The following is a 22,037-nucleotide window of genomic DNA, read 5'->3' on the forward strand; positions in this document are numbered from 1 at the left end:
GAATTAGCTTAAGAAATAATTTTTGCAGGATAAACAAAGAATAGTTATAGGCTTCCTGAAATATATAATGGAGGTGGGTATTTATGGGAAAAGTTATGTCGGAAGAAACAAAAGTAAAATTAGCCAATGACCTAGGTTTTGGCGATAAAGTAGCAGATGGTGACTGGTATGAAGTAACCATATAACCTTTTTTAACAGAATAGCTTTTGATATAACGGCAAATACTATACATAGGCTTCCAAAAATTATAGATGGAGGTGGCTAATGTATGGGTAAAGTAATGTCCGAAGAAACAAAACAGAAATTAGCAAATGATCTTGGATTTGGTGATAGAACGGCAGATGGTGATTGGAGTGATGTTACCACGGGTGAAGTTGGCTCGATGGTTAGAGAAGCTATCAGGCGTGGTGAACAGGCGATATCGGACGAAGCAAAGGTTAATGGTGCAGTTCATCAAAATGCTAAATAAATGAAAAAATGCCCTGAGTTTTTAAAAATTCAGGGCATTTTGTTGTCGCATGATGATGCTTTACGCAAAATGTTGTACTTGGCGTCGAATAATATCGTCAAAAAATGGACGCAGCGTTATCGGGATTAGGATATGGTTTTGAACCACTTAGCTATACTTTTTGAGGATCGTTACGCAGGTTAATTGCCCCTTTAAAGTGGGATTTCCCAGGCAAGACGGAAGCATTCACGCTTTCACGCTAACGCGTGCATACTTCTGTCCCGCCCAGGAAAGAGATAGAACAAGGGGCAATGAATAAAAATATTTTTAACAAAGTCACTATTTCTTGTCGTAAGGAAATTCAAGTTACACAAAATTATCCGCAGACCCAACTATTTAGTAAACGTTAAGTTTATAGATTTCCTTTTAGACCAATTTCTTTAGCATTCTCTCTCATACCAAGAATTGTTTCCTGAATCATATAATTGAGATCAGCATCTAAAAGTTTGCATCCTTTTTCAATTATTGATCGATTAACTCCCTCAGCAAAACTTGACTGCTTATATTTTTTCTTTACTGATTTAACTTCTAAATCCAGTATGCTTTTAGATGGTCGAACAAGACAAGCTGCTGTAATAAGTCCTGTTAATTCATCGATTGTATATAGTATTTTTTCCATTTTGTTTTGAGGTTCTATATCAGAACATATTCCGTAACCATGACTGCAAATGGCATGAATATATTCCTCAGCTATATCTCTAGCCCTCAATATCTCTGCTGCTTTTTGACAGTGTTCTTCAGGGTATTTTTCATAGTCCAAATCATGTAAAAGACCCACTATACCCCATTTTTCAACATCTTTGCCATCAATTTCCGCAAAATGCTTCATAACAGCTTCAACAGCAAGCGCATGTTTTTGTAATGCGGTGGTTTTAGTATATTCCGTTAATAGATCCCAAGCTTCCTGTCGTGTAAGTTCTTTGTCCATATTAATTCTCCCTTTTAAAATATAATTTGATATATTTTGATATATTATGTGACAAAAACAAATTGTACTAACATCATATAAATTATTGTACCTAAGAAAATACATGCTAAAGCATTTTTCTTCCAAAAATAAAAGATAAGTATACATAAAATTGAAAGTATCTCTGGTAACCCATAGGAGCCTGAAAAGAAAGACATATCTTTTAAACAATAAATTACTAATAAACCGATTACGGCGGAAGGTAATACTTTACCTAGATATTGGATGTAGGTTGGCGGTGTTTTATTTGCAGGAAACAGTATAAAAGGTAAAAATCTTGTAGTTACAGTTCCTAAGACAACCGTAATAATTATTAGGATGCTTTGCCCTAAAGTCATGGTCATTTTGCCATCGATCTACTTTCAGAATGATTTTTTAATATGGTAAGGTTCAATATTATAAGGATCATTGCCGGAATCATGAATTTGTTCGGTCCAAAAATCAATAAGCAAATAACTGAGGATAATATCCCGACGCAAGACGGTAAATGATTTTTTGATTCATTCCACTGGCTTAGAAAAATGACTACGAATAATGCAGTTAAAACAAAGTCAATCCCTTTTTTTCTTTCCCACATTTTACAAGTAATCCTACTCGTAACTTTGAAATGTTTCGTATAGAATTAGACCCTCATTCATCAAATGAATCTATTGGGCATTCGGAAAAATCTCAGGAATATATTTATGTTTCCAGCGGGGATCTGCTTTTAAAAACGAAGGGAAAAGAATACACACTATTAGAAGGGGATTCAATCTACTTTGATTCCTCTGTGCATCATGCTTATATTAATAAGCATGACAAGTTACTTACCTGTGTTATAATTAACTATTATCCTTAAAAGTGGGATAGTGGAGCAGTCATGGTCATCGTGATTTAAATAAAAAAGGGTTATGTGCGAACATATCACTGGAGCGACGTGACGACAGGCGAAGTCGGTTCGATGGTGAGAGAAGCCATCAAGCGCGGCAGCGAAGCTGTTGCAAAAGAAACGCAAGTTGAAAATGGTTTAGCACATCAGAACTGCAAAATAAATAAGAGCCAGAAAGTCTGTTTATTCTAGACTTTTTGGCTCTGTTTCTTTTTACAGTAACCTTGAAATCCAAGTTCTTATTAGTATAATTAAGGGGGTACACAATATAACATTGCATCGGAGCGGAATCAGGGTACTTTTACTCTGATTTTTGCGAGTGCCGATCTTATCGCCATTGCCGCTGTTTTATGGTAAAGTAATAGAGAGCTTTATTAGGGGGTGAACATGTGCTGAAACGGATTGTTGCATTGGTTATTGTATTAACGGTTACCGCCTCCAGCGTATTTGCCGCTTCGCCGTTAGAACGTGAGATCAATAACGATATCAGGGGATTTGATGGCCGGGTCGGAATTTATGCAAAAAATTTGCGAACCGGTAAGGTGATTGATTATCATAAAGATGAAATTTTTCCTACTGCTTCTACCAGTAAGCTGGTGGTGGCTCTTGCTGCTTATAAATATTTATACAACAGAGCGGATGGTGAGAAGAAGGAATTGTATGACTCTGATGTCAAATACATGCTGACAATCAGCGACAATGCTTCTTTTGATGAACTGCTGAGCGAAATTAGTTTGTATAAACCGGATGCCTTAAAAAAGGTGGCTCAGGATTTACGGCTCAAGCAGACGCAGATACATAGTGAGGAAGCTTTTCAGCGGTATCAATACCATAGTGTGACGACTCCCTATGAGATGTCTAAGGTGTTTGAAAATATTTACCGGGAGAAATATTTAGACAGAGAGAAGTCAAAGGTTCTAAAGGATGAGCTTGCCAATACCATTTTTCATGATGAAATACCCCGCTACATGCTGACGCCGGTAATGCATAAAGTCGGTGAGCTGGATGATGTATTATGTGATGTCGGTGTGGTAGACGATGGCAGAGATCCAATTTTGATTAGCGCCTACACTGTCACCGGCAATTCGGAACAATACGCCAGCGATTTTATCGCCGGGATATCGGCAAAACTTTATAATGCATTACGACGGAAATAATTAATTGGCGGGACTTATGGGGAGTTCTGCTTTTTTTTTTGTGCCTGAAGACCTATTTATCTTTAGGAAAAAGTGATTTAAAATAGAGACAGTCCCAGTACAGGCATGCGTATGTGTGGCGAGATAGAGGGGGTGGATAATTTGTCAGCAATAGAGAACATAATCCACAAGGCGGAAACACGGCATCAGCTTGCAAAGACTGAAATCGTTGTACTGTTAACAGATCAGGATAGCAGCGCCGCCTTATTTGCTGCAGCAGATCACGTCAGGCATCGGTATGTCGGCGATGAGGTTCACTTGCGGGGATTGATTGAATTTTCTAATATTTGTAAGCAAAATTGCTGTTATTGTGGCCTTAGGCGGGATAATGCAAAGATAAAACGCTACCGGCTGCAGCCGGATACGATAGTTGAGTTCGCGGCAAAGGCGAAATCTTATGGCTATAAAACAGTCGTACTGCAATCCGGTGAGGATATGTTTTATACTGTTCCGGTACTGGAACAGCTGATCAGAGAAATTAAAAAACTGGATTTGGCGATTACACTGAGTATTGGCGAAAAAACCCGCGAAGAATACAAAGCATACCGGGCTGCCGGTGCGGATCGGTATTTACTCCGGATTGAAACCACAGATGAAGCCTTATATCACTCGCTGCATCCGGGCATGAGCCTGGCGAATCGAAAACGCTGTCTGGAAGATTTAAAGGAGCTTGGCTACGAAGTAGGAACGGGCTGCCTTGTCGGCCTGCCGGGACAGACGATGGAATCTTTGGCCGGGGATATCCTTTTTTTTCAAGAAATTGCGGCGGATATGATAGGATTAGGACCTTTTATTCCCAATCAGGATACACCGCTGCATGATCAGCCGGGAGGTTCTTTTGAGATCAGCTTAAAAGTGATGGCAATTACCAGGCTCTTGATGCCTGATATCAATATTCCGGCAACGACGGCTATGGAGACGCTGAATAGTCAGGGACGCATGATTGCGTTGCAAAGCGGCGCCAACGTGGTTATGCCAAACGTAACGGAAGGAGAATATCGCCGGCTGTATGCTTTGTACCCCGGGAAAATTTGCCTGAATGATACTCCGGCTCGCTGCCGCAGCTGCATTGGCGGTAAAATTCGCAGTATCGGGCGTACCATATCCCAGGGATATGGCGGCCATAAGAAGGCAGGGGTGTGAATGCCGATAGGTTATTTTTAGCTCTGCTGATTTATCAGCCGGAGCACTTCGTTTTGCAGGTCATGCTGCGTCAAGAAGTGGTAATTCGCTGTTTCCATGAATAGGTAGACAAAATTACCCTAAAAGTGCTAAAATTCTAATATAGTTCCACCTGATGTTTTTAAATAAAATCGTGCAATAAATTGTTTTTTATTGAATCTAGATTAGACAGTAGGGGGCCTGGAGATTGGAAAAATCCACAGTAATCGGCGTTGTGCTTGGATTTTCGGCGGTCGGTTTTGGCATGGCTCTTAAGGGAGCTAGTATGTCGGTACTGATTAATCCGGCAGCATTTTTGATTATTATTGCCGGAACAGCAGCTTGTTTGTTTAATGGTTTTCCCATGGAGCAGCTAAAGCCATTTCCTAGTTTGGTCAAGGAATTGTTCAAAAAGAAAGAGTTAGTATCTAAAACGGAGCTGTTGCCGCTGTTTGTAGAACTATCCCAAACTGCCCGCCGGGAAGGCATTTTGGCTTTGGAAAGCCGGGTGGAGGAAATTCGCGATCCGTTTTTGAAGAATGGTCTAAGTATGGTTATCGACGGCTTGGATCCCGAATTTGTCGGCGATGTATTGGATGCTGAAATTGAAAGTATGGAAGAACGTCATCGCAATGGTGTCCTTATTTTTTCCCAGGCAGGCACATATGCGCCGACTCTGGGAGTGCTGGGTGCGGTTGTTGGTTTAATCGCGGCCTTGGGCAATCTGGATGATATCGAAAAACTGGGCCATTCGATTGCGGCGGCATTTGTGGCTACCTTGCTGGGTATATTCACCGGATATGTAATTTGGCATCCCTTTGCCAATAAATTAAAACTGCTGTCCAAGAAAGAAGCGGAAATCAAAAAAATGATGATCGAAGGAATTTTATCCCTTCAGGCCGGTGATTCACCGACTGCGATTGAAGCCAAGCTGCTGGTATTTATTCCTTTGAAGGAGCGTGCGCAATTAAAGCCTAAAACGGAGGAACCCTAATGGCAAAACGGAAGCATCATGGCAAACCGCCCGAAGAGCATATGGATGAGACATGGCTGGTACCTTATTCTGATATTTTGACACTTTTGCTGGCTTTGTTTATTGTTTTGTTTGCATCGGCTCAGGTTGACCAAAAAAAGTTTGACCAGATTCGAATGTCTTTTAGCAACACTTTCGGCAGCGGCAGTCCGGCGGTATTGGACAGCTATCGGATAGCGCCGGAGACTCCTGATGTCAAACCCCCGGATTCGTCGCAAGACAGTTTTACGGAGAGCGGAGAAGAGGCAGCTATGAGGGAGACTGTGCAGCTGTCGGAGGTTAAAAAAAAGATTGATAGATACATTGACGAGAACAATCTCACTGGTGATCTGCAAACCGCATTAACAGAGGATGGGCTGATGGTTCGCATTAAGGATACGGCGTTATTTCCCTCCGGCAGTGCCGAACTTTTGCCTGAATCTCAGCGCTTGGCTGCCGTGGTGGCGAAGATGCTGGTACCATTACAGCAGAAAGTGACTATCTCCGGACATACCGATAATGTGCCGATCAATACGCGGGAGTTCCCTTCTAATTGGGAATTGAGTTCCCAGCGGGCAGTCAATTTTATGAAATTTATTCTGGCTCAGGAAAAAAGTTTGCAGCCGGAACGTTTCAGTGCAACCGGTTATGGGGAGTTTCGACCGATTATGGCAAATGATACGGCTGAGGGAAAGGCAAAAAACAGGCGGGTGGAGGTACTGATTGTCAGAAATTATCGAAAGTAATGCTGCACAAATATAGAAAAAGCCTTGTCGAGGAACAAGGTTTTTTCTATATTTGCATCAGGGTAGAAACAGGTGTCTGGAAAAATAGCGGGTAGGCTGTTAGAATAAAAGTATATTGCGCTTGTAATGAGGTGACAGCATGATTGTTGGTGTCGGTATTGATATTATCGAAATTGGCCGTGTGGCGCAGGCTATTAGCCGTGAAGCTTTTATACGCCGGGTGTTTACCGCCAGGGAACGAAGCTATTGCGATGAGCGAGGCGCCCAGCGGGCGGCGTCTTATGCGGCTCGTTTTGCCGGGAAAGAGGCAGTTTTAAAGGCATTCGGTACCGGGCTTAGCGGCGGCAGTCTGCAGGATATTGATATTGTAAACGATGCTTTAGGCTGTCCCCAGGTAGAGCTCACGGGATATTTCGCTAGGTTGGCCGAAAAGCGCAGTATAACGAAGATACATATTTCATTGACACATGCACGGGAATATGCCGCCGCACAGGCAATATTGTGGAGGAGTGAATCAAATGAAAGCAACTACGGCAGCTGAAATGAGAGAAATTGATCAGACCGCGACTCAGCTTTATGGTATTCCAGGCATCGTATTAATGGAAAATGCCGGTGGGGAAATCGCCCGGAAGATTCAAAGCATTTTAGGGGAAGTGCCGGGGAAAAAGATTTGTATTTTTGCCGGTAAGGGGAATAATGGCGGTGACGGGTATGTTGTGGCCCGGCATCTTTTCAATCAGGGGGCCAAGGTGAAGGTGTTCTTGCTGGGCAGCAGCAAAAATATAACTGGCGATGCGAAAATCAACCTGGATATTATTACAAATATGGAGATCAATATACTGGAAATCACCAGTGAACGGGATTGGGATCAGGTAAAAATTGCCGTTGCTTTTGCCGATTGTCTGCTGGATGGAATATTGGGTACGGGATTCCGGGGAGCAATTGATGGCGAAGTAGCACGGGCAATTGAAATCATGAACAACTCAGGACGAGCAATCGTCGCCGTGGATATTCCATCCGGGGTTGATGCGAATACCGGACAGGTTCGCGGCGGTGCGGTCAAGGCTTGTCATACGGTTACGTTGGGACTTCCTAAGCCGGGCTTGCTGCTTTACCCGGGAGCCGCGTATGCCGGTGCGATAACGGTTGCCAATATTGGGCTTCCTTCTTCCTTGCTGCTTGATAACGAAATCAAGCAAAATATGATTACCGCGGCTGAAGTTCGCAATTTACTGCCCCCAAGACAGGCGGATGCACATAAGGGAAGCTGCGGCAAGGTGTTGATCGTTGCCGGTTCACAAGGGTTAACCGGGGCGGCCGCGTTGTCTTCTCAGGCGGCGCTGCGTGCCGGGGCGGGGCTGGTAACGCTGGGAATTGGTGAAAGCCTTCATGATATTATGGAGGCCAAGCTGACAGAAGTGATGACAAAGCCTTTGCCGGAAATAATTAAGGGAGCCATTGGTCGTAAGGCCGTCCCTTATATTGAGGAATTTGCCGGTGAATGCAATGTGCTGGCAATTGGTCCGGGAATCGGACGGCAGGAAGAGACGATGACGGCTGTTCGTGAGTTGGTCAAAAGCGTTTCCTGTCCGTTGGTGATTGATGCGGATGGGCTGCAATCTCTGGTCGGATTTACAGAGATCCTGCCCGATTTAAGCGGTGTGGCGGTTCTTACTCCCCATCCTGGTGAAATGGCCCGGCTTATTGGCTTATCGCCGGAAAGGATTAATCAGGATCGTATCGGCATAGCCAGACAGGCAGCCGGTCAGTGGGGCAGTATTGTCGTATTAAAAGGGGCCCGCACGGTGATAGCTTTTCCTGATGGCGAGGTGTATATCAATACCACCGGCAATGCCGGGATGGCTACAGGAGGAACGGGTGACGTGCTAACCGGAGTGATTGCCGCTTTTATTGCCCAGGGGTTATCCAGTCATGCGGCTGCGGTGGCGGGAGTATATATTCATGGCCTTGCCGGGGATATTGCGGCGCACAACGGGGGAATTGGTCTTACAGCCAGCGATGTCATCCAGGCATTACCAGCAGCAATATTGGGAATTCAGACTGTATAGTATATAAAAAAATTGACATTGATATATATAAAATAATATAATAAAGTTATAAAAAGAGCAGGTTGCTAATTGGCGGGGGTGAAGGCGTGGCGGAACTGAGGCGTATTATGATTAGTATCCCAAATAGCTTGTTGCAGGAAGTCGATGGTATTATTGCCATGGAAAAACTTAGCCGCAGCCAATTTGTACGGGATGCGATGCGTTTGTATATAGAAGATCGAAAACGCAAGGCAGTACGGGACATGATGCGAAAGGGCTATCAGGAGATGGCCGCAATTAATTTGACATTAGCCGAGGAAGGTCTTATGATTGACTCGGATGCATTTGGAATGCCCACCTTATTGGCGGAGCGTGAATAGCAGATGATCGTGAAGCGTGGGGATATTTATTATGCCAATCTAAGTCCGGTGGTGGGATCGGAGCAGGGGGGACATCGTCCTGTTCTCGTGATTCAAAATGATGTTGGCAATAAATATAGTCCGACTGTTATTGTAGTAGCTATTACATCACAGATTTCTAAAGCAAAACTGCCGACGCATGTGGAAGTAAGTGCTAAACAGTATAATCTGGAGAAGGATTCGGTGATCTTATTAGAACAACTGCGTACTATTGACAAGCGGCGTCTCAAGGAAAAAGTGACTCATTTAGGCGAGGAATTTATGACTAAGGTGGATGAAGCGCTGCGGATTAGCATAGGCTTGGTGCAAATTTAATCTAATTTGTCGATAATAGGCGGGCGACTGCCTATTTTAGTTTAGATACATATTTCGCCCGTGATGCGGCTGAGCAGCTGCTTCGACAGATCATAGAAAAAAACCGGGAAGGCGGATGCTTGCCTGGCTTTTTTTTTTATTGTGACAAAGGCTGTGCAGGAAATTGCGATTCAAGCACGAAATATATAAAAACGCGTCGAATTTAAGACATGCAAGACATAGAGGAATTTTTTTGGTTTGCCAGGGGGTGTTCAATTGCAGCGTATTGTTGCGTTTCTTTTCTTGTTGCTATTTTCACTTGTTCCACAGATCGCTTCGGCAAAGCTCCCTGCCGCTACCACACCTATGGCAGTGCCGGCTGCTCAACTGTCTGTGTTAAAAACAGATGCTGCCGCGATGAAAGGGGCTTTGGCAAAACCGGAGCTGACGAATCTTCGCTTCGCCGTTCATAACGATGCAGTTACTGGAGCCAGCCGATTAAGAGTTGTTATCGATGTGACTGGCCCGGTAAAGGTAGACGCTTCCGTTAGTGCATCGCCGGCGCCTCAGCTGACCGTCAATATTAAAGGGGCCGGTACAGGTACGGCCTCCGATTGCCTGCAGCTTGACGGACAAATAGCCCAGCAGGCCACGCTGTCTGCGGTGGAGGATAATAGTCAGGTATTGATTGATCTTCCCAATATGATTGATAATAATGATTACCGGGTATTTACGTTGCCTCAGGATATAAAAGCCAATAAACCTTTCCGGGTAGTTATTGATATAAACAAGCCGGTTCAGTCGGCAAATATTAAATTCACCCCGGGTCTCAGCGGCAAGGTGATAGCTCTTGACCCGGGGCATGGCGGTACGGATTCGGGTGCCATTGGCCCTGCCCAGGTTCAGGAAAAAACAGTTACGCTGGCAGTCGCCCAAAAGGTGCAGGCCCTGCTGGAGCGGGCCGGAGCGAAAGTACTGATGACTCGCAGCGATGATCGGGATGTATTTGCTCCCAACGACAGTGCGGTGGACGAGCTTCGTGCCCGGGCTCAGGTTGGTAATAGCAATAAAGCCGATATTTTTGTAAGTATTCATGCTAATTCGTTTACAAGTCCGGCTGTAGGCGGCACGTCTACGTATTATTATCCAAAATCCGCTTATGACAGGACATTGGCGCAAAGTTTGCAGGACTGTATTGTCCAGACAGACGGCCTGGATGATCGCGGCATTAATCAGGCTAATTTTTACGTTGTTAAACACACAATGATGCCGGCGGCACTGATTGAGATGGCTTTTATCTCTAATCCGAAGGAAGAAAAATTGCTGACAATGCAGCAGTTTCAGCAGAAAATGGCACAGGGGATTGTACAAGGACTGGAACGGTTTTTTGCTCAGGCTTCTAGAATGGGAGGTGGGCAATGATGACGGGGAAAGTGAAAGTGGCCGCGGTTGTGCTGTTGCTGTTAACCGCGTTGCTTGGGGGATGTGCTTCTCCTGCTGCTACCACACCAGCGTCACCCACAGCGCCGGCCGCCGGTGCGTCGCAGCCGGCGGAAACGGCTGCAAACGGAGCGTCTGCTGCGGAGAATGCCGTGCCAGGTACAAATACAATGCGGCTTACAGTCTATCAGGCGACTGCCAATGGAATGTATCTGGTTCCCGATGCACATGTTGTGCCAAAAAATGATCATCCTGCCAGGACGGCTCTGGAATTATTGCTGGCCGGAACTAATAAGCCCAATACGGTGTCCGTCGTTCCGAAGGGGACGAAGGTTAGAAATCTTTGGTTACAGGATCATATTGCCTATGTGGATTTTAATGATAAAATAGTTAAAAATAATACGGGCGGATCGGCGGCAGAAATGCTGTTAGTGGGAGCTATTGTAAATACACTGACTGAATTTCAGGAAGTGCATAAAGTACAGATCCTGGTTGAGGGGAAAAATATTGATACGATTTCCGGCCATATGGATATTAGTGAACCACTGAGCCGTTCCGAGAAAATTATCAAAAAGTGAATGGTAAGAGAACGGACATAAAATGCAGCCGCGTAAAAGACGGCTGCATTTTCTATTATCCTTTCCGCGGCAATGGCAAAGCGTATTTGTGCAGTTTTTTGAGAACGGCAGTGTGGGAAAGACCAAGGGCTTGACCCATCTGCCGCAAGGTATGGTATCGGGTCAGTGCTTTCAAAAGGGCGTCCTTTTCCACTTCGGCGACTAATTCGTCCAGCTTTTTTTCCAAAGGCAGCGGTGCGGCAGCACGGGGAGTATAATCATGATCAAAAATGATATGCTTGGCAAGTAAGATGGTGCCATCGATGATATTGACAGCCCGTTCCATTACATTCTCCAATTCCCGGACATTACCCGGCCAATGGTATTGAGACAATTTTGTCAGGGCTGTTTCGCTCATGGTGCTGACCGGTTTTTGCAGCCGTACGGCGAAACGCTGGAGGAAAAATTGGGACAATAGCGGAATATCTTCGGTCCGCTCCCGGAGCGGCGGAATGAATAAAGGAATGACATTCAGCCGATAATAGAGATCTTCGCGGAATTTTCCTTCCTCCATCATTTTTTCCAAACTGGAATTGGTTGCCGCCAGTACTCGTACATCGACACTAATCTCCCGATTATCACCAAGACGGCGAAGTTTGTTTTCCTGCAGAACCCGGAGCAGCTTTGCCTGGAGGTGGAGTGGTATTTCACTGATTTCATCAAGAAAAATCGTTCCGTGGTTGGCAAATTCAAATAAACCGGGTTTACCGCCTTTTACCGCCCCGGTGAAGGCACCCTCCTTGTAGCCGAATAGCTCGCTTTCCAGTAAGTTGTCCGGGATGGCCGCACAGTTCAAAGGAACAAAGATATTATTGGTTCGCGGTGAGGCAGCGTGAATAGCCCGGGCAAATAGTTCTTTACCGGTTCCTGTTTCGCCCCGGATCAACACGCTGGAATCACCATGGGCAATTGCTTTGGCTATGGATACCACTTTTTGCATGGTTTCGCTGGCGTACAGCATTTCACCAAAGGAGAGACTGGATTGCCCGGTAATGCTGTAGACCATTTTTCGGACTTCGCTGATGTCCCGCAGTGTAGCTACGGCACCAATGATATGGCCCGTGGAATCCATGATTGGCCGGCCGCTTGTCAGGTAATGGCTTTTTGTACGCGGCAGCATAATTTCCCGGTTATTGTAGACGGTTCCTTGTTTGACCGCATCTAAGAGTGGTATATCAGGGGGGAATATTTCAGTGAGAAATTTACCGATTGCCTCTTTTGCCGGGAAATGGACAATTTTTTCGGCGGCGGGGTTATATTGGGTAATATAGCCCTGATGATCAACGGCGATAATGCCGTCGTTGACGGACGCTAAGACGGTCTTAAGCTGTTCGGCTTTTTCCTGGTGCGGCAGCAGTTCGATTTCGATCACATCGATAATTTGAGGAATGCGCTGTAATGCATTGAACAGAATGTGTTTCGTCTCTTTTGAAGAAAGTTCAATTTCCAGATAAGTCGTATTGCGTTCTACTTCCATCCCGGTTATATTAATTTGGTGAGCTGCTAGAATTTGTGAAATGTCCAGTACCAAGCCGACCCGATCAATATTGGGCAGTTTAAAGCGTAAAATGTCCATGGCAATCCTCCCTGTTAGCGCTACTATATGATTAGCTAAAAAATGGGAAAAACCTTTACAGGGTACAACTTTTTTTATCAGGGTGGCATACTAGGAATGCAGGAAATAGTCAGGTAAGGCAGAAATCTATTAAGATTAGTCGTTGCTCTGCCTGGTGGTACTTTGTTTTTAGAATGGAGTATAGTGCTTATGGAACTAAAACAAGTAGGTGAATTTGGCTTAATCCAGTTATTGAAAGAAGATACAATTGCCGATCCCAGCAGTGTGGTGGTTGGGATAGGCGATGATGCGGCTGTTTTGCTGCCGACGCCGCATCAGCTACAATTGATTACTGCCGATATGCTGGTGGAAAATGTTCATTTTGCTTTACATACTACAACGCCATGGCAGCTGGGCTATAAGGCAATCGGCGTGAGCCTGAGCGACATTGCCGCCATGGGGGGGAGACCGCACCATGCGGTTGTTTCCATAGCTCTTTCACCGGAAACTCCGGCTGAGGTTGTTTTGAACATCTATCAGGGAATGAAAGAGATTTGTCATCAATTTGGCGTCAATATCGTCGGCGGGGATACTGTTTCCAGTCCGGGGGGAATGGTGATTAATGTAACTGTACTGGGTGAAGTGGAACCGGGTAATTTACTGCGCCGTTCCGGGGCTCAGGTGGGTGACCTTGTCGTTGTAACCGGCAATTTAGGAAATTCCGGAGCCGGACTGGAACTGTTATCCCGCCCAGACTGGGAAGAATACGAATTTGCCTGGCCTTTGGTGACAGCTCATCTGACGCCTTCTCCCCAGGTGAAAACCGGACAGATGCTGGCAGCCTTCGGAGCGACCAGCATGGATGATATCAGTGACGGACTGGCCAGTGAGGCCAATGAAATCGCCTCCGCCAGCGGAGTGGGTATGCGGCTGTACAGCCGGCAGATTCCTTTATCGAAGGAAATACGGGAAGCGGCGGTCTTGTTAGAAAAATCAGCGCTGGATTTTGCTTTATATGGCGGCGAGGATTTTCAACTGCTTTTTACAATAGACAAAGATCATTTTAAGCAGATACCGGCGGAGGAACCGGATGTACCGTTGACTGTGATCGGAGAAGTTGTGGAGCGAGGCGAGGGGATTCAATTGATAAACGAACATGGTGATGCCGTTGTTTTGGAGCCGGGAGGCTACAACCACTTCCGCTAGTGCACAACAAAGGCGGATTTTGTGAGACTTGGGAGGAATTGCATGTTGATTTTTAAAACCAATTCACCGGAGGATACATTTTCTTTTGGTCAAAAAATGGCTGGTTTAGTTTCAGCCGGAGACGTTTTTTGTCTGGCCGGGGATTTGGGAGCGGGGAAAACGCTGCTGACGCAGGGAATCAGCGCCGGGTTACAGGTCGGTGATGCAGTAACCAGCCCTACTTTTGCAATCCTGAATGTATATGCGGCTGTTTTGCCAATATACCATTTCGATTTATACCGGCTGGAACATCCGGCGGAACTTACTGATATCGGTTTTTATGAATATATTGAGGGAGATGGTTTGGCAATTATTGAATGGCCCGACAAGTTTCCCGCAGAACTGCCGGATGAATATTTGTGGATTGACATTAAAACCGGGGACAGCCCGAATGAACGGCTGCTCTGCTTACGCCCCCGGGGGGTTCGGTATGAACAGTTTGGTGAGGAGTTGAAAATCATTGCCGGTTCTTGCTTTAGATACAGCCACCCTGGTGTCTAGTGTAGCCTTGGCTGCAGAAGATATCTTGCTGGCTGAAATTACCCTTCAAACAAAGAAGACACATTCTGAAGTATTGATGCCCCATATTGAGCAGCTATTGACGATGGCCAATGTGGCTAAGCGGGATATTATGGCAGTGGCGGTTAGTATTGGACCAGGGTCCTTTACCGGTCTCAGGATCGGACTGGCTACAGCGAAAGCGCTAGCGTATGCTTTACAGATACCCATAGTCGGTGTGCCGACTTTGGCAGCGCTGGCATACGGTTGTCCGCTGCCGGGGACGCTTCTTTCACCACTATTGGATGCCCAAAAGGGAAATGTCTACCAGGCTGTATTTCGCTGGGAGCAGGGAAACCTTCAGACAGTACAGCCGGCTCGGGTTATCCGTTTTTCTGATGTGCTGCGGGAAATGGGCAGTAAGGATCAGCCGGTGCTGCTGCTGGGTGAAGGCGCGGTTATGAATCGCCAGGTGATCCTGCAGGCAGGGGGGAACCTGCTGCTGGCGCCGCCGCATATTATTATGCCCCGGGCAGCCAGTGTAGCCATGCTGGGGCAGAAAATGCTGGCGGCAGGGGAACAGCAGGACGTTATGGCGCTGGAGCCTCTGTATATCCGCCGTTCCGAAGCGGAAGTGCTTTGGGAAAAACGTCATGGAGTCTGTTTATAATGGAATTTCATATACGACCGATGAATCAGGCAGATATCGACGGCGTTCTGTTAGTGGAACGCCAGTCTTTTATTACCCCGTGGTCTCGCAAGGCTTTCGAGGCGGAATGTGAAAATGAGCTGGCGTATTATTTGCTGCTGCTGGAGGGACATCAGATTATCGGTTACGGCGGCATGTGGGTTATTATTGATGAAGCCCATGTAACGAATATTGCAGTATCTCGGGGATATCGCGGTTTAGGACTGGGAAGACGTCTATTGCTGGCGATGATGGCTGATGCGAAAAAACGGGGAGCAGCCAGCATGACGCTGGAAGTGCGGACGGGTAATACCGTCGCCCGCAAGCTGTATACCAGCCTGAATTTTAAAGAGCGGGGAATACGTCCCGGGTATTACAGCGATACTCATGAGGATGCGCTGATCATGTGGCGGGATGCACTGTAAAAAAACGTAAAAAAAGCTGCTTTCGCAGCTAAGGGTGATTGATAGTGTAACATATGCGGAGCCTGAAAATATGTGCTATAATCAAAGGAATACAGCGGCGGCTGAAAATAAACGGGCGGCTGTCATGCCGCCCGTTGGGGAATCTATTGGAGATTGCTTGATTCATACTGCTCGATCATCTTGCGAACCATTTGACCGCCTACACGACCGCAGTCAGCGGAAGTCATTGTTGCCCAGCCCGAGGAACGAACGCGCTCGGCAATACCCAATTCGGAAGCAATTTCAAATTTCATACGGTCCAGTGCATTTTCAGCAGAAGGATTAACAGGTTTATTCGAGCGTGCCATTTCGATCTCCTCCTTTCAGGCGGTTATATCAACGCCCAGTGTTAATGTGCCATTTATAAATCATTTGCATACATGAAAATAATTCAAGTATTTGGGGGCTATCGCATTGACCGACCAATGTCAAGAGAATCAAAGTACAGATTGCTTAGTATTAGGCTTGGAAACGAGTTGCGATGAAACATCTGCTGCCGTTATTCTAAACGGGCGCACCATTTTATCAAACATTATTTCTTCTCAGGTACCATTGCATCAGAAATATGGAGGGGTCGTTCCTGAAATCGCTTCCCGCAAACATATTGAAAATGTTATTCCGGTTTTACATGAAGCCTTGGCCGAAGCCGGGATTTCTCTGTCACAGTTGGATGCTATCGGTGTAACGTATGGTCCCGGTCTGGTCGGTGCCCTGTTGGTCGGAGTGGCGACGGCAAAGGCTCTGGCTTTTTCTGTAAATGTGCCCCTGATTGGCGTGAATCATCTGGAAGGACATATTTTTGCTAATTTTTTAAATCAGCCGGAGCTTGTTCCTCCCTTTGTTGCTTTGGTGGTATCCGGCGGACATACTTCTTTGGTAAAAGTAAAAAACTATAACGAATTTGAACTGTTAGGCCAAACCAGGGATGATGCGGCCGGAGAAGCATTTGACAAAGTGGCCAGGGTTATGAAACTGCCCTATCCGGGGGGACCGCCGATTGATCGGCTGGCAGCGGCAGGCAATCCGGCAGCCATTCATTTTCCCCGGGCCTTAGTGGAGAAAGGTAACTTCGAATTCAGTTTTAGCGGGCTGAAATCCGCTGTCCTAAACTATTTGAACAGTACCGCCCAACGGGGCGAGACAATTTGTGCCGCCGATGTGGCGGCCAGTTTTCAGGCGGCAGTGGTCGATGTACTGGTGGAAAAAACCATGCAAGCGGCTGCGTACTGTAGTGCCAAACAAGTGGTATTAGCCGGAGGGGTAGCGGCGAATACCGGCTTGAAAGAAAGTATGGCGTCAGCTTGTGAAAAAGCGGGAATTCAGTTTAGCTATCCTCAGCCGATACTTTGTACGGATAACGCGGCAATGATTGCTTGTCGGGCTTATTATCAATTTTGTGCCGGCAAGTATGCTGATATGCATCTGAATGCAGTACCGTCATTGCGGCTTAGCGGCACAGCGGTTTGAAATTTTCCACAATGACTTGTGGGAAACGCTTAGCAGATAATTGTGGATTATGTGAATAATTCAAGCCCAGACCGGTAAAGGCAGGAAATTGATTGTGGATAAAGCTGGGGATATTGTTGATAACTTTGTGAATAAAATTTTAAGCGTAATTTAAGTTTAACCTTTCAGGCGAATAACAGGAATACATTACAATAAAGTGGAATAAGAAATGTTTACAGATAAAAAGTGTAAAAAGTCAAAGGCTGGCCTGATACGGTGGGAGGAAACTATGACGGTAGTGGGGAAGTTATGCCGGAATATTACCGCTTTAACGGCGGAACAGATTGCGTTATTGGATAATATCAGTCAAACATTGACCTTAGCGGCTGATTTAGCGCATGCACAAGTCACCGTATATGCCAAAGCCCGCAGTGACAAATTTATGGTGATTATTGATCAGACAAAGCCCAATACCAGTTTTATTCAGTATAAGCCGAATCTGCTTGGTACTACCGTTCACGCAACTGAGGAACCGCTGCTGTGGCGAACGATTACTTCCGGGTGTTCTATAAACGGTCAACGGGAATGGGCTCTGGGTATGTGCATTGATATGCAGACTTTTCCGGTATGGGACAACGACAAAACTGTGATTGCGGCCGTAAGTTTTGAAACAACATATGAAGAGTCAAGGGCCGAGGGGCACGGTATTTTAGTCGATGGGGCATATCGCTTGTTGATTGCCAAAACAAAACCAGCGGAAGCTCATTATTATCGGGCCTTGGCGGCCAGTGACGGAATTATCGTTGTTGATGAGCGGGAAACAATTATTTTTGCCAATCCCCCGGCTGCCAGCATTTATAAGGTATTGGGCGTCGGCCAGCTTGTCGGACGGCGCATTACCGAGCGTAAGATTAACATGCGGCTGGGTCACAAGGCTCATAGCAGTCAAAATCCTTGTGAAACTCAGTTTGAAGTCGGCAATATTACCTTGGAACAGCGGGCCATACCGATTGTGATAAATGATCAGACTGTGCGAACGATTGTTATTATTTCGGATGTCACCGAACTGAAGAAAAAGGAAAAAGAGCTGCTGATTAAGTCGGCAGTGATTCAGGAAATTCATCACCGGGTAAAGAATAATTTGCAAACGATTGCCAGTTTATTGCGCCTGCAGGCCCGCCGTACAGAGTCGGCGGAAGTGAAAGCTGCTCTCAGAGAGAGCGTAAACCGTATTCTCAGTATATCAGTGGTTCACGAATTTTTATCCCAGCAAGACGCAGAATATATTGATGTGGCGGAGGTGGCAAAGAATATTTTGGATCTGGTGATTCAAAATATGCTGGAGCCGGATTTTAATTTACAGACTGTTTTTAACGGCAACACGGTCATTCTTCCTTCCGAACAGGCCAGCAGTCTTGCTTTGGTCATTAACGAATTGATCCAGAATTCCATTGAACACGGCTTCATCGGTCGGGAAGAGGGAATTATCGGCATTGATATTGCAACATTTCCTGACAGTTATCAAATCAAAATATATGATAACGGTATTGGAATACCGCAAAATTTTAATCCCCAGACTTCGAAAAGTTTGGGATTGCAAATTGTCCGTACGCTGATTGAAAGTGATGTCGGCGGCAGTTTTAAGTTGTATGCCGACAAGGGTACGCATGCCTGTATTACAATTCCCCGCAGTGGGAAGGAGGAAGGTAAGCTATGAATTCTTTGCGAATCGTGATTGCCGATAATGAGTCCATTATCCGGATGGATCTGAAGGAAATACTGGAAGAGGCCGGACATACCGTGGTAGGAGAGGCGACCGACGGCTTAAAAGCAGTGGAGCTGGCCAGAAAATATCAGCCGGAACTGGTGATTATGGATATAAAAATGCCGGAAATGGATGGAATAACAGCTGCTAAGATTATTTCCAATGAAAAGATTGCTCCTGTTTTACTGTTAACGGCATTCAGTCAGAAGGAAATTGTTGAAAAAGCCAAAGATTCGGGAGTATTGGCCTATTTGGTTAAGCCGGTTAAAGAATCCAATTTGTTTCCGGCGATGGAAATTGCTTTGTCACGATTCCAGGAATTTGCCCAATTGGAGCACGAGCTGGAAGATGTGAAAAATTCGCTGGAAACCCGAAAAATTCTTGATCGGGCCAAAGGCATTTTGATGGATGCTTATAATCTTACCGAGAGTGAAGCATATCGTCGTATTCAGCAGTATAGTATGAGTAAGCGGAAATCCATTCGCGAAGTGGCAGAGGCCATTGTCAATGCGGCTACCAAAAATCGATAAGCGGGCCAAAAAGATTGGAATCATATCGGACTTTTGTCAGACTGTGATAATACTGGCAGAAGTCTTCGCTGTTTTTATTTTGCAAAAATGAATAAATCAGGAGTAATAAGTAAAAAATACCATAGGACAATAACTAAATTTAAAAAAAATTTCCTAATTCATGATTTTTTTCGTCGTAAGGTCTTGATTTTTTTTGGCAAATTCTATATCATAAATTATGTAATTAGCACTCACTAAACGTGAGTGCTAATAAAACGCTAAATCAATACTACATCATAAAGGGAGGTTACTTTCATGATTAAACCATTAGGCGACAGAGTAGTCATTAAAGTTCTGGAAGGGGAATTAAAAACAAAGAGCGGTATTGTATTGCCGGATACTGCGAAAGAAAAGCCCCAGGAAGGACAAATCGTAGCTGTAGGAACCGGTAAAGTACTTGAAAATGGTCAACGCGTAGCTCTTGATGTAAAAGCGGGTGACAAAATCATTTTCTCTAAATATGCTGGTACTGAAGTGAAAGTAGATGGAGAGGAATATCTCATTGTTAGCGAAAGAGACATTCTGGCAATTGTAGAGTAAGATAGATTTGTTGTCATACTGTCGGCTGCTGCCGGGTACGCTGAGGATCTGGTTAGCAGATGAATCAAAATATATTAGGAGGTATACATAAATGGCAAAGCAAATTTTATTTGATGAAGAAGCACGTCGTGCGCTGGAAAAGGGTGTAAACGCTCTGGCCAACGCTGTTAAAGTGACTTTAGGGCCAAAAGGCCGTAACGTAGTATTGGATAAAAAATTTGGTGCTCCGATGATTACAAATGATGGTGTTACCATTGCCCGTGATATCGATTTGGAAGATCCTTTTGAAAATATGGGCGCACAATTAGTAAAAGAAGTTGCCACCAAAACAAATGATGTAGCCGGCGATGGTACTACTACCGCAACGCTGCTGGCTCAGGCCATGATTCATGAAGGCATGCGCAATGTTGCTGCCGGTGCTAACCCGATGATTCTGAAAAAAGGTATTCAAAAAGCAGTGGATACTTTAGTTACCGAAATAAAGAAAAGCTCTCAAAAAGTGGAAACCAAAGATGCAATCGCACAGGTTGCTGCTATTTCCGCCAGTGACGGCGAAATTGGCGAGCTGATTGCGGAAGCTATGGAAAAAGTCGGTAAAGACGGTGTTATTACTGTTGAAGAATCCAAAGGCATGGGAACCAATCTGGAAGTGGTTGAAGGTATGCAATTTGACCGCGGCTACATTTCTCCTTACATGGTTACCGATACCGATAAAATGGAAGCTGTACAGACCGATCCCTATATTTTGATTACCGACCGTAAAATCGGTGCTATTGCGGATTTACTGCCTGTTTTGGAAAAAGTGGTTCAACAGGGCAAAGAATTGCTGATTGTTGCTGAAGATGTGGAAGGCGAGGCGCTGGCTACTCTGGTTGTCAACAAACTGCGCGGCACCTTTAAGGCTGTTGCTGTGAAAGCCCCCGGCTTTGGCGATCGCCGCAAGGCAATGCTGGAAGATATCGCAATTCTTACCGGCGGTAACGTAATTACCGAAGAATTGGGCCGCAAACTTGACAGTGTTGAACTGACTGATCTTGGCCGGGCTCATCAGGTACGGGTTTCCAAAGAAGAAACCACTATTGTCGACGGTGCCGGCGATTCTGCTGCTATTAAAGCCCGCGTAGCTCAACTTAAAGCACAAATCGAAGAAACTACATCTGATTTTGATAAGGAAAAGCTGCAGGAACGCTTGGCAAAATTGGCCGGCGGCGTAGCAGTTATTCAAGTGGGTGCGGTTACCGAAGTCGAACTGAAAGAAAAGAAACTGCGCATTGAAGATGCTTTGAATGCAACTCGTGCTGCCGTGGAGGAAGGCATTGTAGCCGGCGGCGGTACTACCTTCATTGATGTTCAAGCTTCACTGGATGCTATTCAATCTGAAGGTGATGAAAAAACCGGTGTACAAATTGTCCGCCGGGCAATTGAAGAACCGGTTCGCCAAATCGCGAATAACGCCGGTTTGGAAGGCTCTATCGTAGTAGAAAATGTTAAGAAAGCAGGGAAGGGTATTGGCTTCAATGCTCTGACAGAAAAATATATTGACATGATTGCTGCCGGTATTGTTGATCCTGCCAAAGTGACCCGGTCGGCATTGCAAAATGCTGCCAGCATTGCCGCTATGGTGCTGACTACCGAAACGTTAGTTGCTGATAAACCGGAAAAGGATAACCCGGCTGCTGCTGCCGCTGGCATGGGCGGTATGGGTGGCATGGGCGGTATGGGCGGCATGATGTAAAAAGGTCTTACAACCCCAGTAAATAAGGGATTGTGAATACCTAAAATACATCATTGACCATATTTTGACCACATTAGTCCTAAAATTGTAAGAGGTCTCGCATAAGTTCGCTGAATTTGTGCGCGGCCTCTTTTTTCATGTCCTTTGTCACGTGCAAGTAAATTCTTCTGGTTGTATCGTCATCCGTATGCCCTAGGCGCTCCATGATAGCCTCTAAGCTCACCAGCATACAGCATAGTCAGTCAATTTATGCAAA

The 22,037-nt window shown here is 45.5% G+C and carries 25 protein-coding genes; 21 read left to right on the forward strand and 4 right to left on the reverse strand.

The window, feature by feature from the left end; genetic code table 11:
- The first annotated feature begins 268 nt into the window (after positions 1-268).
- On the forward strand, positions 269-469 hold the full coding sequence (locus ABFC84_04190; GenBank protein ID MEN6411954.1) for a hypothetical protein: 201 nt from the start codon (positions 269-271) through the stop codon (positions 467-469).
- A 391-nt stretch (positions 470-860) separates the two neighbouring features.
- Here the strand turns inward: ABFC84_04190 and ABFC84_04195 are convergent, their stop codons facing one another.
- Positions 861-1,436 carry an HDIG domain-containing metalloprotein gene (locus tag ABFC84_04195; GenBank protein MEN6411955.1) on the reverse strand — a complete coding sequence of 192 codons (576 nt, stop codon included), beginning with the start codon at positions 1,434-1,436 and terminating at the stop codon, positions 861-863.
- Between the two features lie 44 nt (positions 1,437-1,480).
- On the reverse strand, positions 1,481-1,819 hold the full coding sequence (locus ABFC84_04200; GenBank protein ID MEN6411956.1) for an AzlD domain-containing protein: 339 nt from the start codon (positions 1,817-1,819) through the stop codon (positions 1,481-1,483).
- A gap of 572 nt (positions 1,820-2,391) precedes the next feature.
- Between ABFC84_04200 and ABFC84_04205 the strand changes: the two genes are divergently transcribed.
- The 11 genes from ABFC84_04205 (at position 2,392) to ABFC84_04255 (ending at position 11,237) form a co-directional block, all read left to right on the forward strand.
- Positions 2,392-2,535: a hypothetical protein gene (locus tag ABFC84_04205; protein MEN6411957.1), complete on the forward strand. Its 144-nt coding sequence runs from the start codon at positions 2,392-2,394 to the stop codon at positions 2,533-2,535.
- 197 nt (positions 2,536-2,732) lie between these two features.
- Positions 2,733-3,500: a metallo-hydrolase family protein gene (locus tag ABFC84_04210; protein MEN6411958.1), complete on the forward strand. Its 768-nt coding sequence runs from the start codon at positions 2,733-2,735 to the stop codon at positions 3,498-3,500.
- A gap of 141 nt (positions 3,501-3,641) precedes the next feature.
- Positions 3,642-4,682 (forward strand): [FeFe] hydrogenase H-cluster radical SAM maturase HydE, encoded by a 1,041-nt coding sequence (hydE, locus tag ABFC84_04215; protein ID MEN6411959.1) that lies wholly within the window; start codon positions 3,642-3,644, stop codon positions 4,680-4,682.
- A 226-nt stretch (positions 4,683-4,908) separates the two neighbouring features.
- Complete coding sequence (motA, locus tag ABFC84_04220; GenBank protein MEN6411960.1) at positions 4,909-5,694, forward strand: flagellar motor stator protein MotA; 786 nt, start codon at positions 4,909-4,911, stop codon at positions 5,692-5,694.
- Positions 5,694-6,458, forward strand: coding sequence for a flagellar motor protein MotB (locus tag ABFC84_04225; protein ID MEN6411961.1), 765 nt, complete (start codon positions 5,694-5,696; stop codon positions 6,456-6,458). Before motA ends, ABFC84_04225 begins: the two co-directional genes overlap by 1 nt.
- A 139-nt stretch (positions 6,459-6,597) precedes the next feature.
- Positions 6,598-6,999: a holo-ACP synthase gene (gene acpS, locus ABFC84_04230; GenBank protein MEN6411962.1), complete on the forward strand. Its 402-nt coding sequence runs from the start codon at positions 6,598-6,600 to the stop codon at positions 6,997-6,999.
- Positions 6,977-8,527, forward strand: coding sequence for an NAD(P)H-hydrate dehydratase (locus ABFC84_04235; GenBank protein MEN6411963.1), 1,551 nt, complete (start codon positions 6,977-6,979; stop codon positions 8,525-8,527). The genes acpS and ABFC84_04235 overlap by 23 nt, the downstream gene beginning before the upstream one ends.
- An 86-nt stretch (positions 8,528-8,613) precedes the next feature.
- A complete protein-coding gene (locus ABFC84_04240; protein MEN6411964.1) occupies positions 8,614-8,886 on the forward strand; it encodes a ribbon-helix-helix protein, CopG family in 273 nt (90 codons plus the stop codon).
- A 3-nt stretch (positions 8,887-8,889) separates the two neighbouring features.
- Positions 8,890-9,240 (forward strand): type II toxin-antitoxin system PemK/MazF family toxin, encoded by a 351-nt coding sequence (locus ABFC84_04245; protein MEN6411965.1) that lies wholly within the window; start codon positions 8,890-8,892, stop codon positions 9,238-9,240.
- Between the two features lie 255 nt (positions 9,241-9,495).
- Positions 9,496-10,641, forward strand: a complete 1,146-nt coding sequence (locus tag ABFC84_04250; GenBank protein MEN6411966.1) for an N-acetylmuramoyl-L-alanine amidase — start codon at positions 9,496-9,498, stop codon at positions 10,639-10,641.
- Entirely contained in the window at positions 10,638-11,237 is a 600-nt protein-coding gene (locus tag ABFC84_04255; protein ID MEN6411967.1) for a GerMN domain-containing protein, read from the forward strand. The genes ABFC84_04250 and ABFC84_04255 overlap by 4 nt, the downstream gene beginning before the upstream one ends.
- Positions 11,238-11,292: 55 nt before the next feature.
- Here the strand turns inward: ABFC84_04255 and ABFC84_04260 are convergent, their stop codons facing one another.
- Positions 11,293-12,852, reverse strand: coding sequence for a sigma 54-interacting transcriptional regulator (locus ABFC84_04260; protein ID MEN6411968.1), 1,560 nt, complete (start codon positions 12,850-12,852; stop codon positions 11,293-11,295).
- A gap of 189 nt (positions 12,853-13,041) precedes the next feature.
- Between ABFC84_04260 and thiL the strand changes: the two genes are divergently transcribed.
- Genes thiL through rimI form a run of 4 tightly spaced genes read left to right on the forward strand, consistent with a single transcriptional unit; the run spans position 13,042 to position 15,687 of the window.
- On the forward strand, positions 13,042-14,037 hold the full coding sequence (thiL, locus tag ABFC84_04265) for a thiamine-phosphate kinase (protein MEN6411969.1): 996 nt from the start codon (positions 13,042-13,044) through the stop codon (positions 14,035-14,037).
- 42 nt (positions 14,038-14,079) lie between these two features.
- Positions 14,080-14,577: a tRNA (adenosine(37)-N6)-threonylcarbamoyltransferase complex ATPase subunit type 1 TsaE gene (gene tsaE / locus ABFC84_04270; GenBank protein ID MEN6411970.1), complete on the forward strand. Its 498-nt coding sequence runs from the start codon at positions 14,080-14,082 to the stop codon at positions 14,575-14,577.
- On the forward strand, positions 14,537-15,244 hold the full coding sequence (gene tsaB / locus ABFC84_04275) for a tRNA (adenosine(37)-N6)-threonylcarbamoyltransferase complex dimerization subunit type 1 TsaB (protein MEN6411971.1): 708 nt from the start codon (positions 14,537-14,539) through the stop codon (positions 15,242-15,244). Before tsaE ends, tsaB begins: the two co-directional genes overlap by 41 nt.
- Positions 15,244-15,687, forward strand: coding sequence for a ribosomal protein S18-alanine N-acetyltransferase (gene rimI / locus ABFC84_04280; protein MEN6411972.1), 444 nt, complete (start codon positions 15,244-15,246; stop codon positions 15,685-15,687). Before tsaB ends, rimI begins: the two co-directional genes overlap by 1 nt.
- Before the next feature lie 143 nt (positions 15,688-15,830).
- On the opposite strand, the gene ABFC84_04285 is transcribed toward rimI, so the two are convergent.
- Positions 15,831-16,034, reverse strand: coding sequence for an alpha/beta-type small acid-soluble spore protein (locus ABFC84_04285; GenBank protein ID MEN6411973.1), 204 nt, complete (start codon positions 16,032-16,034; stop codon positions 15,831-15,833).
- A gap of 106 nt (positions 16,035-16,140) precedes the next feature.
- Here ABFC84_04285 and tsaD point away from each other — a divergent pair, with 106 nt between their 5' ends.
- The 5 genes from tsaD (at position 16,141) to groL (ending at position 21,781) form a co-directional block, all read left to right on the forward strand.
- Entirely contained in the window at positions 16,141-17,193 is a 1,053-nt protein-coding gene (tsaD, locus tag ABFC84_04290; GenBank protein MEN6411974.1) for a tRNA (adenosine(37)-N6)-threonylcarbamoyltransferase complex transferase subunit TsaD, read from the forward strand.
- A gap of 268 nt (positions 17,194-17,461) precedes the next feature.
- Positions 17,462-18,889 (forward strand): histidine kinase N-terminal domain-containing protein, encoded by a 1,428-nt coding sequence (locus ABFC84_04295; GenBank protein MEN6411975.1) that lies wholly within the window; start codon positions 17,462-17,464, stop codon positions 18,887-18,889.
- On the forward strand, positions 18,886-19,467 hold the full coding sequence (locus ABFC84_04300; GenBank protein MEN6411976.1) for a response regulator: 582 nt from the start codon (positions 18,886-18,888) through the stop codon (positions 19,465-19,467). Before ABFC84_04295 ends, ABFC84_04300 begins: the two co-directional genes overlap by 4 nt.
- A 294-nt stretch (positions 19,468-19,761) precedes the next feature.
- Positions 19,762-20,046 (forward strand): co-chaperone GroES, encoded by a 285-nt coding sequence (groES, locus tag ABFC84_04305; GenBank protein ID MEN6411977.1) that lies wholly within the window; start codon positions 19,762-19,764, stop codon positions 20,044-20,046.
- 91 nt (positions 20,047-20,137) lie between these two features.
- Positions 20,138-21,781 (forward strand): chaperonin GroEL, encoded by a 1,644-nt coding sequence (gene groL, locus ABFC84_04310; protein MEN6411978.1) that lies wholly within the window; start codon positions 20,138-20,140, stop codon positions 21,779-21,781.
- Positions 21,782-22,037: the final 256 nt, after the last annotated feature.

The organism is Veillonellales bacterium (assembly GCA_039680175.1).
Classification (GTDB): domain Bacteria; phylum Bacillota; class Negativicutes; order JAAYSF01; family JAAYSF01; genus JBDKTO01.

Bases quoted from the DNA above. Each gene is read 5' to 3' on its own strand.
- ABFC84_04295 (MEN6411975.1), top strand. From the start codon at position 17,462: ATGACGGTAGTGGGGAAGTTATGCCGGAATATTACCGCTTTAACGGCG.
- ABFC84_04300 (MEN6411976.1), top strand. From the start codon at position 18,886: ATGAATTCTTTGCGAATCGTGATTGCCGATAATGAGTCCATTATCCGG.
- thiL (MEN6411969.1), top strand. From the start codon at position 13,042: ATGGAACTAAAACAAGTAGGTGAATTTGGCTTAATCCAGTTATTGAAA.
- groL (MEN6411978.1), top strand. From the start codon at position 20,138: ATGGCAAAGCAAATTTTATTTGATGAAGAAGCACGTCGTGCGCTGGAA.
- rimI (MEN6411972.1), top strand. From the start codon at position 15,244: ATGGAATTTCATATACGACCGATGAATCAGGCAGATATCGACGGCGTT.
- ABFC84_04245 (MEN6411965.1), top strand. From the start codon at position 8,890: ATGATCGTGAAGCGTGGGGATATTTATTATGCCAATCTAAGTCCGGTG.
- ABFC84_04260 (MEN6411968.1), bottom strand. From the start codon at position 12,852: ATGGACATTTTACGCTTTAAACTGCCCAATATTGATCGGGTCGGCTTG.
- ABFC84_04200 (MEN6411956.1), bottom strand. From the start codon at position 1,819: ATGACCATGACTTTAGGGCAAAGCATCCTAATAATTATTACGGTTGTC.
- ABFC84_04225 (MEN6411961.1), top strand. From the start codon at position 5,694: ATGGCAAAACGGAAGCATCATGGCAAACCGCCCGAAGAGCATATGGAT.
- ABFC84_04235 (MEN6411963.1), top strand. From the start codon at position 6,977: ATGAAAGCAACTACGGCAGCTGAAATGAGAGAAATTGATCAGACCGCG.
- ABFC84_04195 (MEN6411955.1), bottom strand. From the start codon at position 1,436: ATGGACAAAGAACTTACACGACAGGAAGCTTGGGATCTATTAACGGAA.
- ABFC84_04285 (MEN6411973.1), bottom strand. From the start codon at position 16,034: ATGGCACGCTCGAATAAACCTGTTAATCCTTCTGCTGAAAATGCACTG.
- acpS (MEN6411962.1), top strand. From the start codon at position 6,598: ATGATTGTTGGTGTCGGTATTGATATTATCGAAATTGGCCGTGTGGCG.
- tsaE (MEN6411970.1), top strand. From the start codon at position 14,080: ATGTTGATTTTTAAAACCAATTCACCGGAGGATACATTTTCTTTTGGT.
- ABFC84_04190 (MEN6411954.1), top strand. From the start codon at position 269: ATGGGTAAAGTAATGTCCGAAGAAACAAAACAGAAATTAGCAAATGAT.
- ABFC84_04255 (MEN6411967.1), top strand. From the start codon at position 10,638: ATGATGACGGGGAAAGTGAAAGTGGCCGCGGTTGTGCTGTTGCTGTTA.
- groES (MEN6411977.1), top strand. From the start codon at position 19,762: ATGATTAAACCATTAGGCGACAGAGTAGTCATTAAAGTTCTGGAAGGG.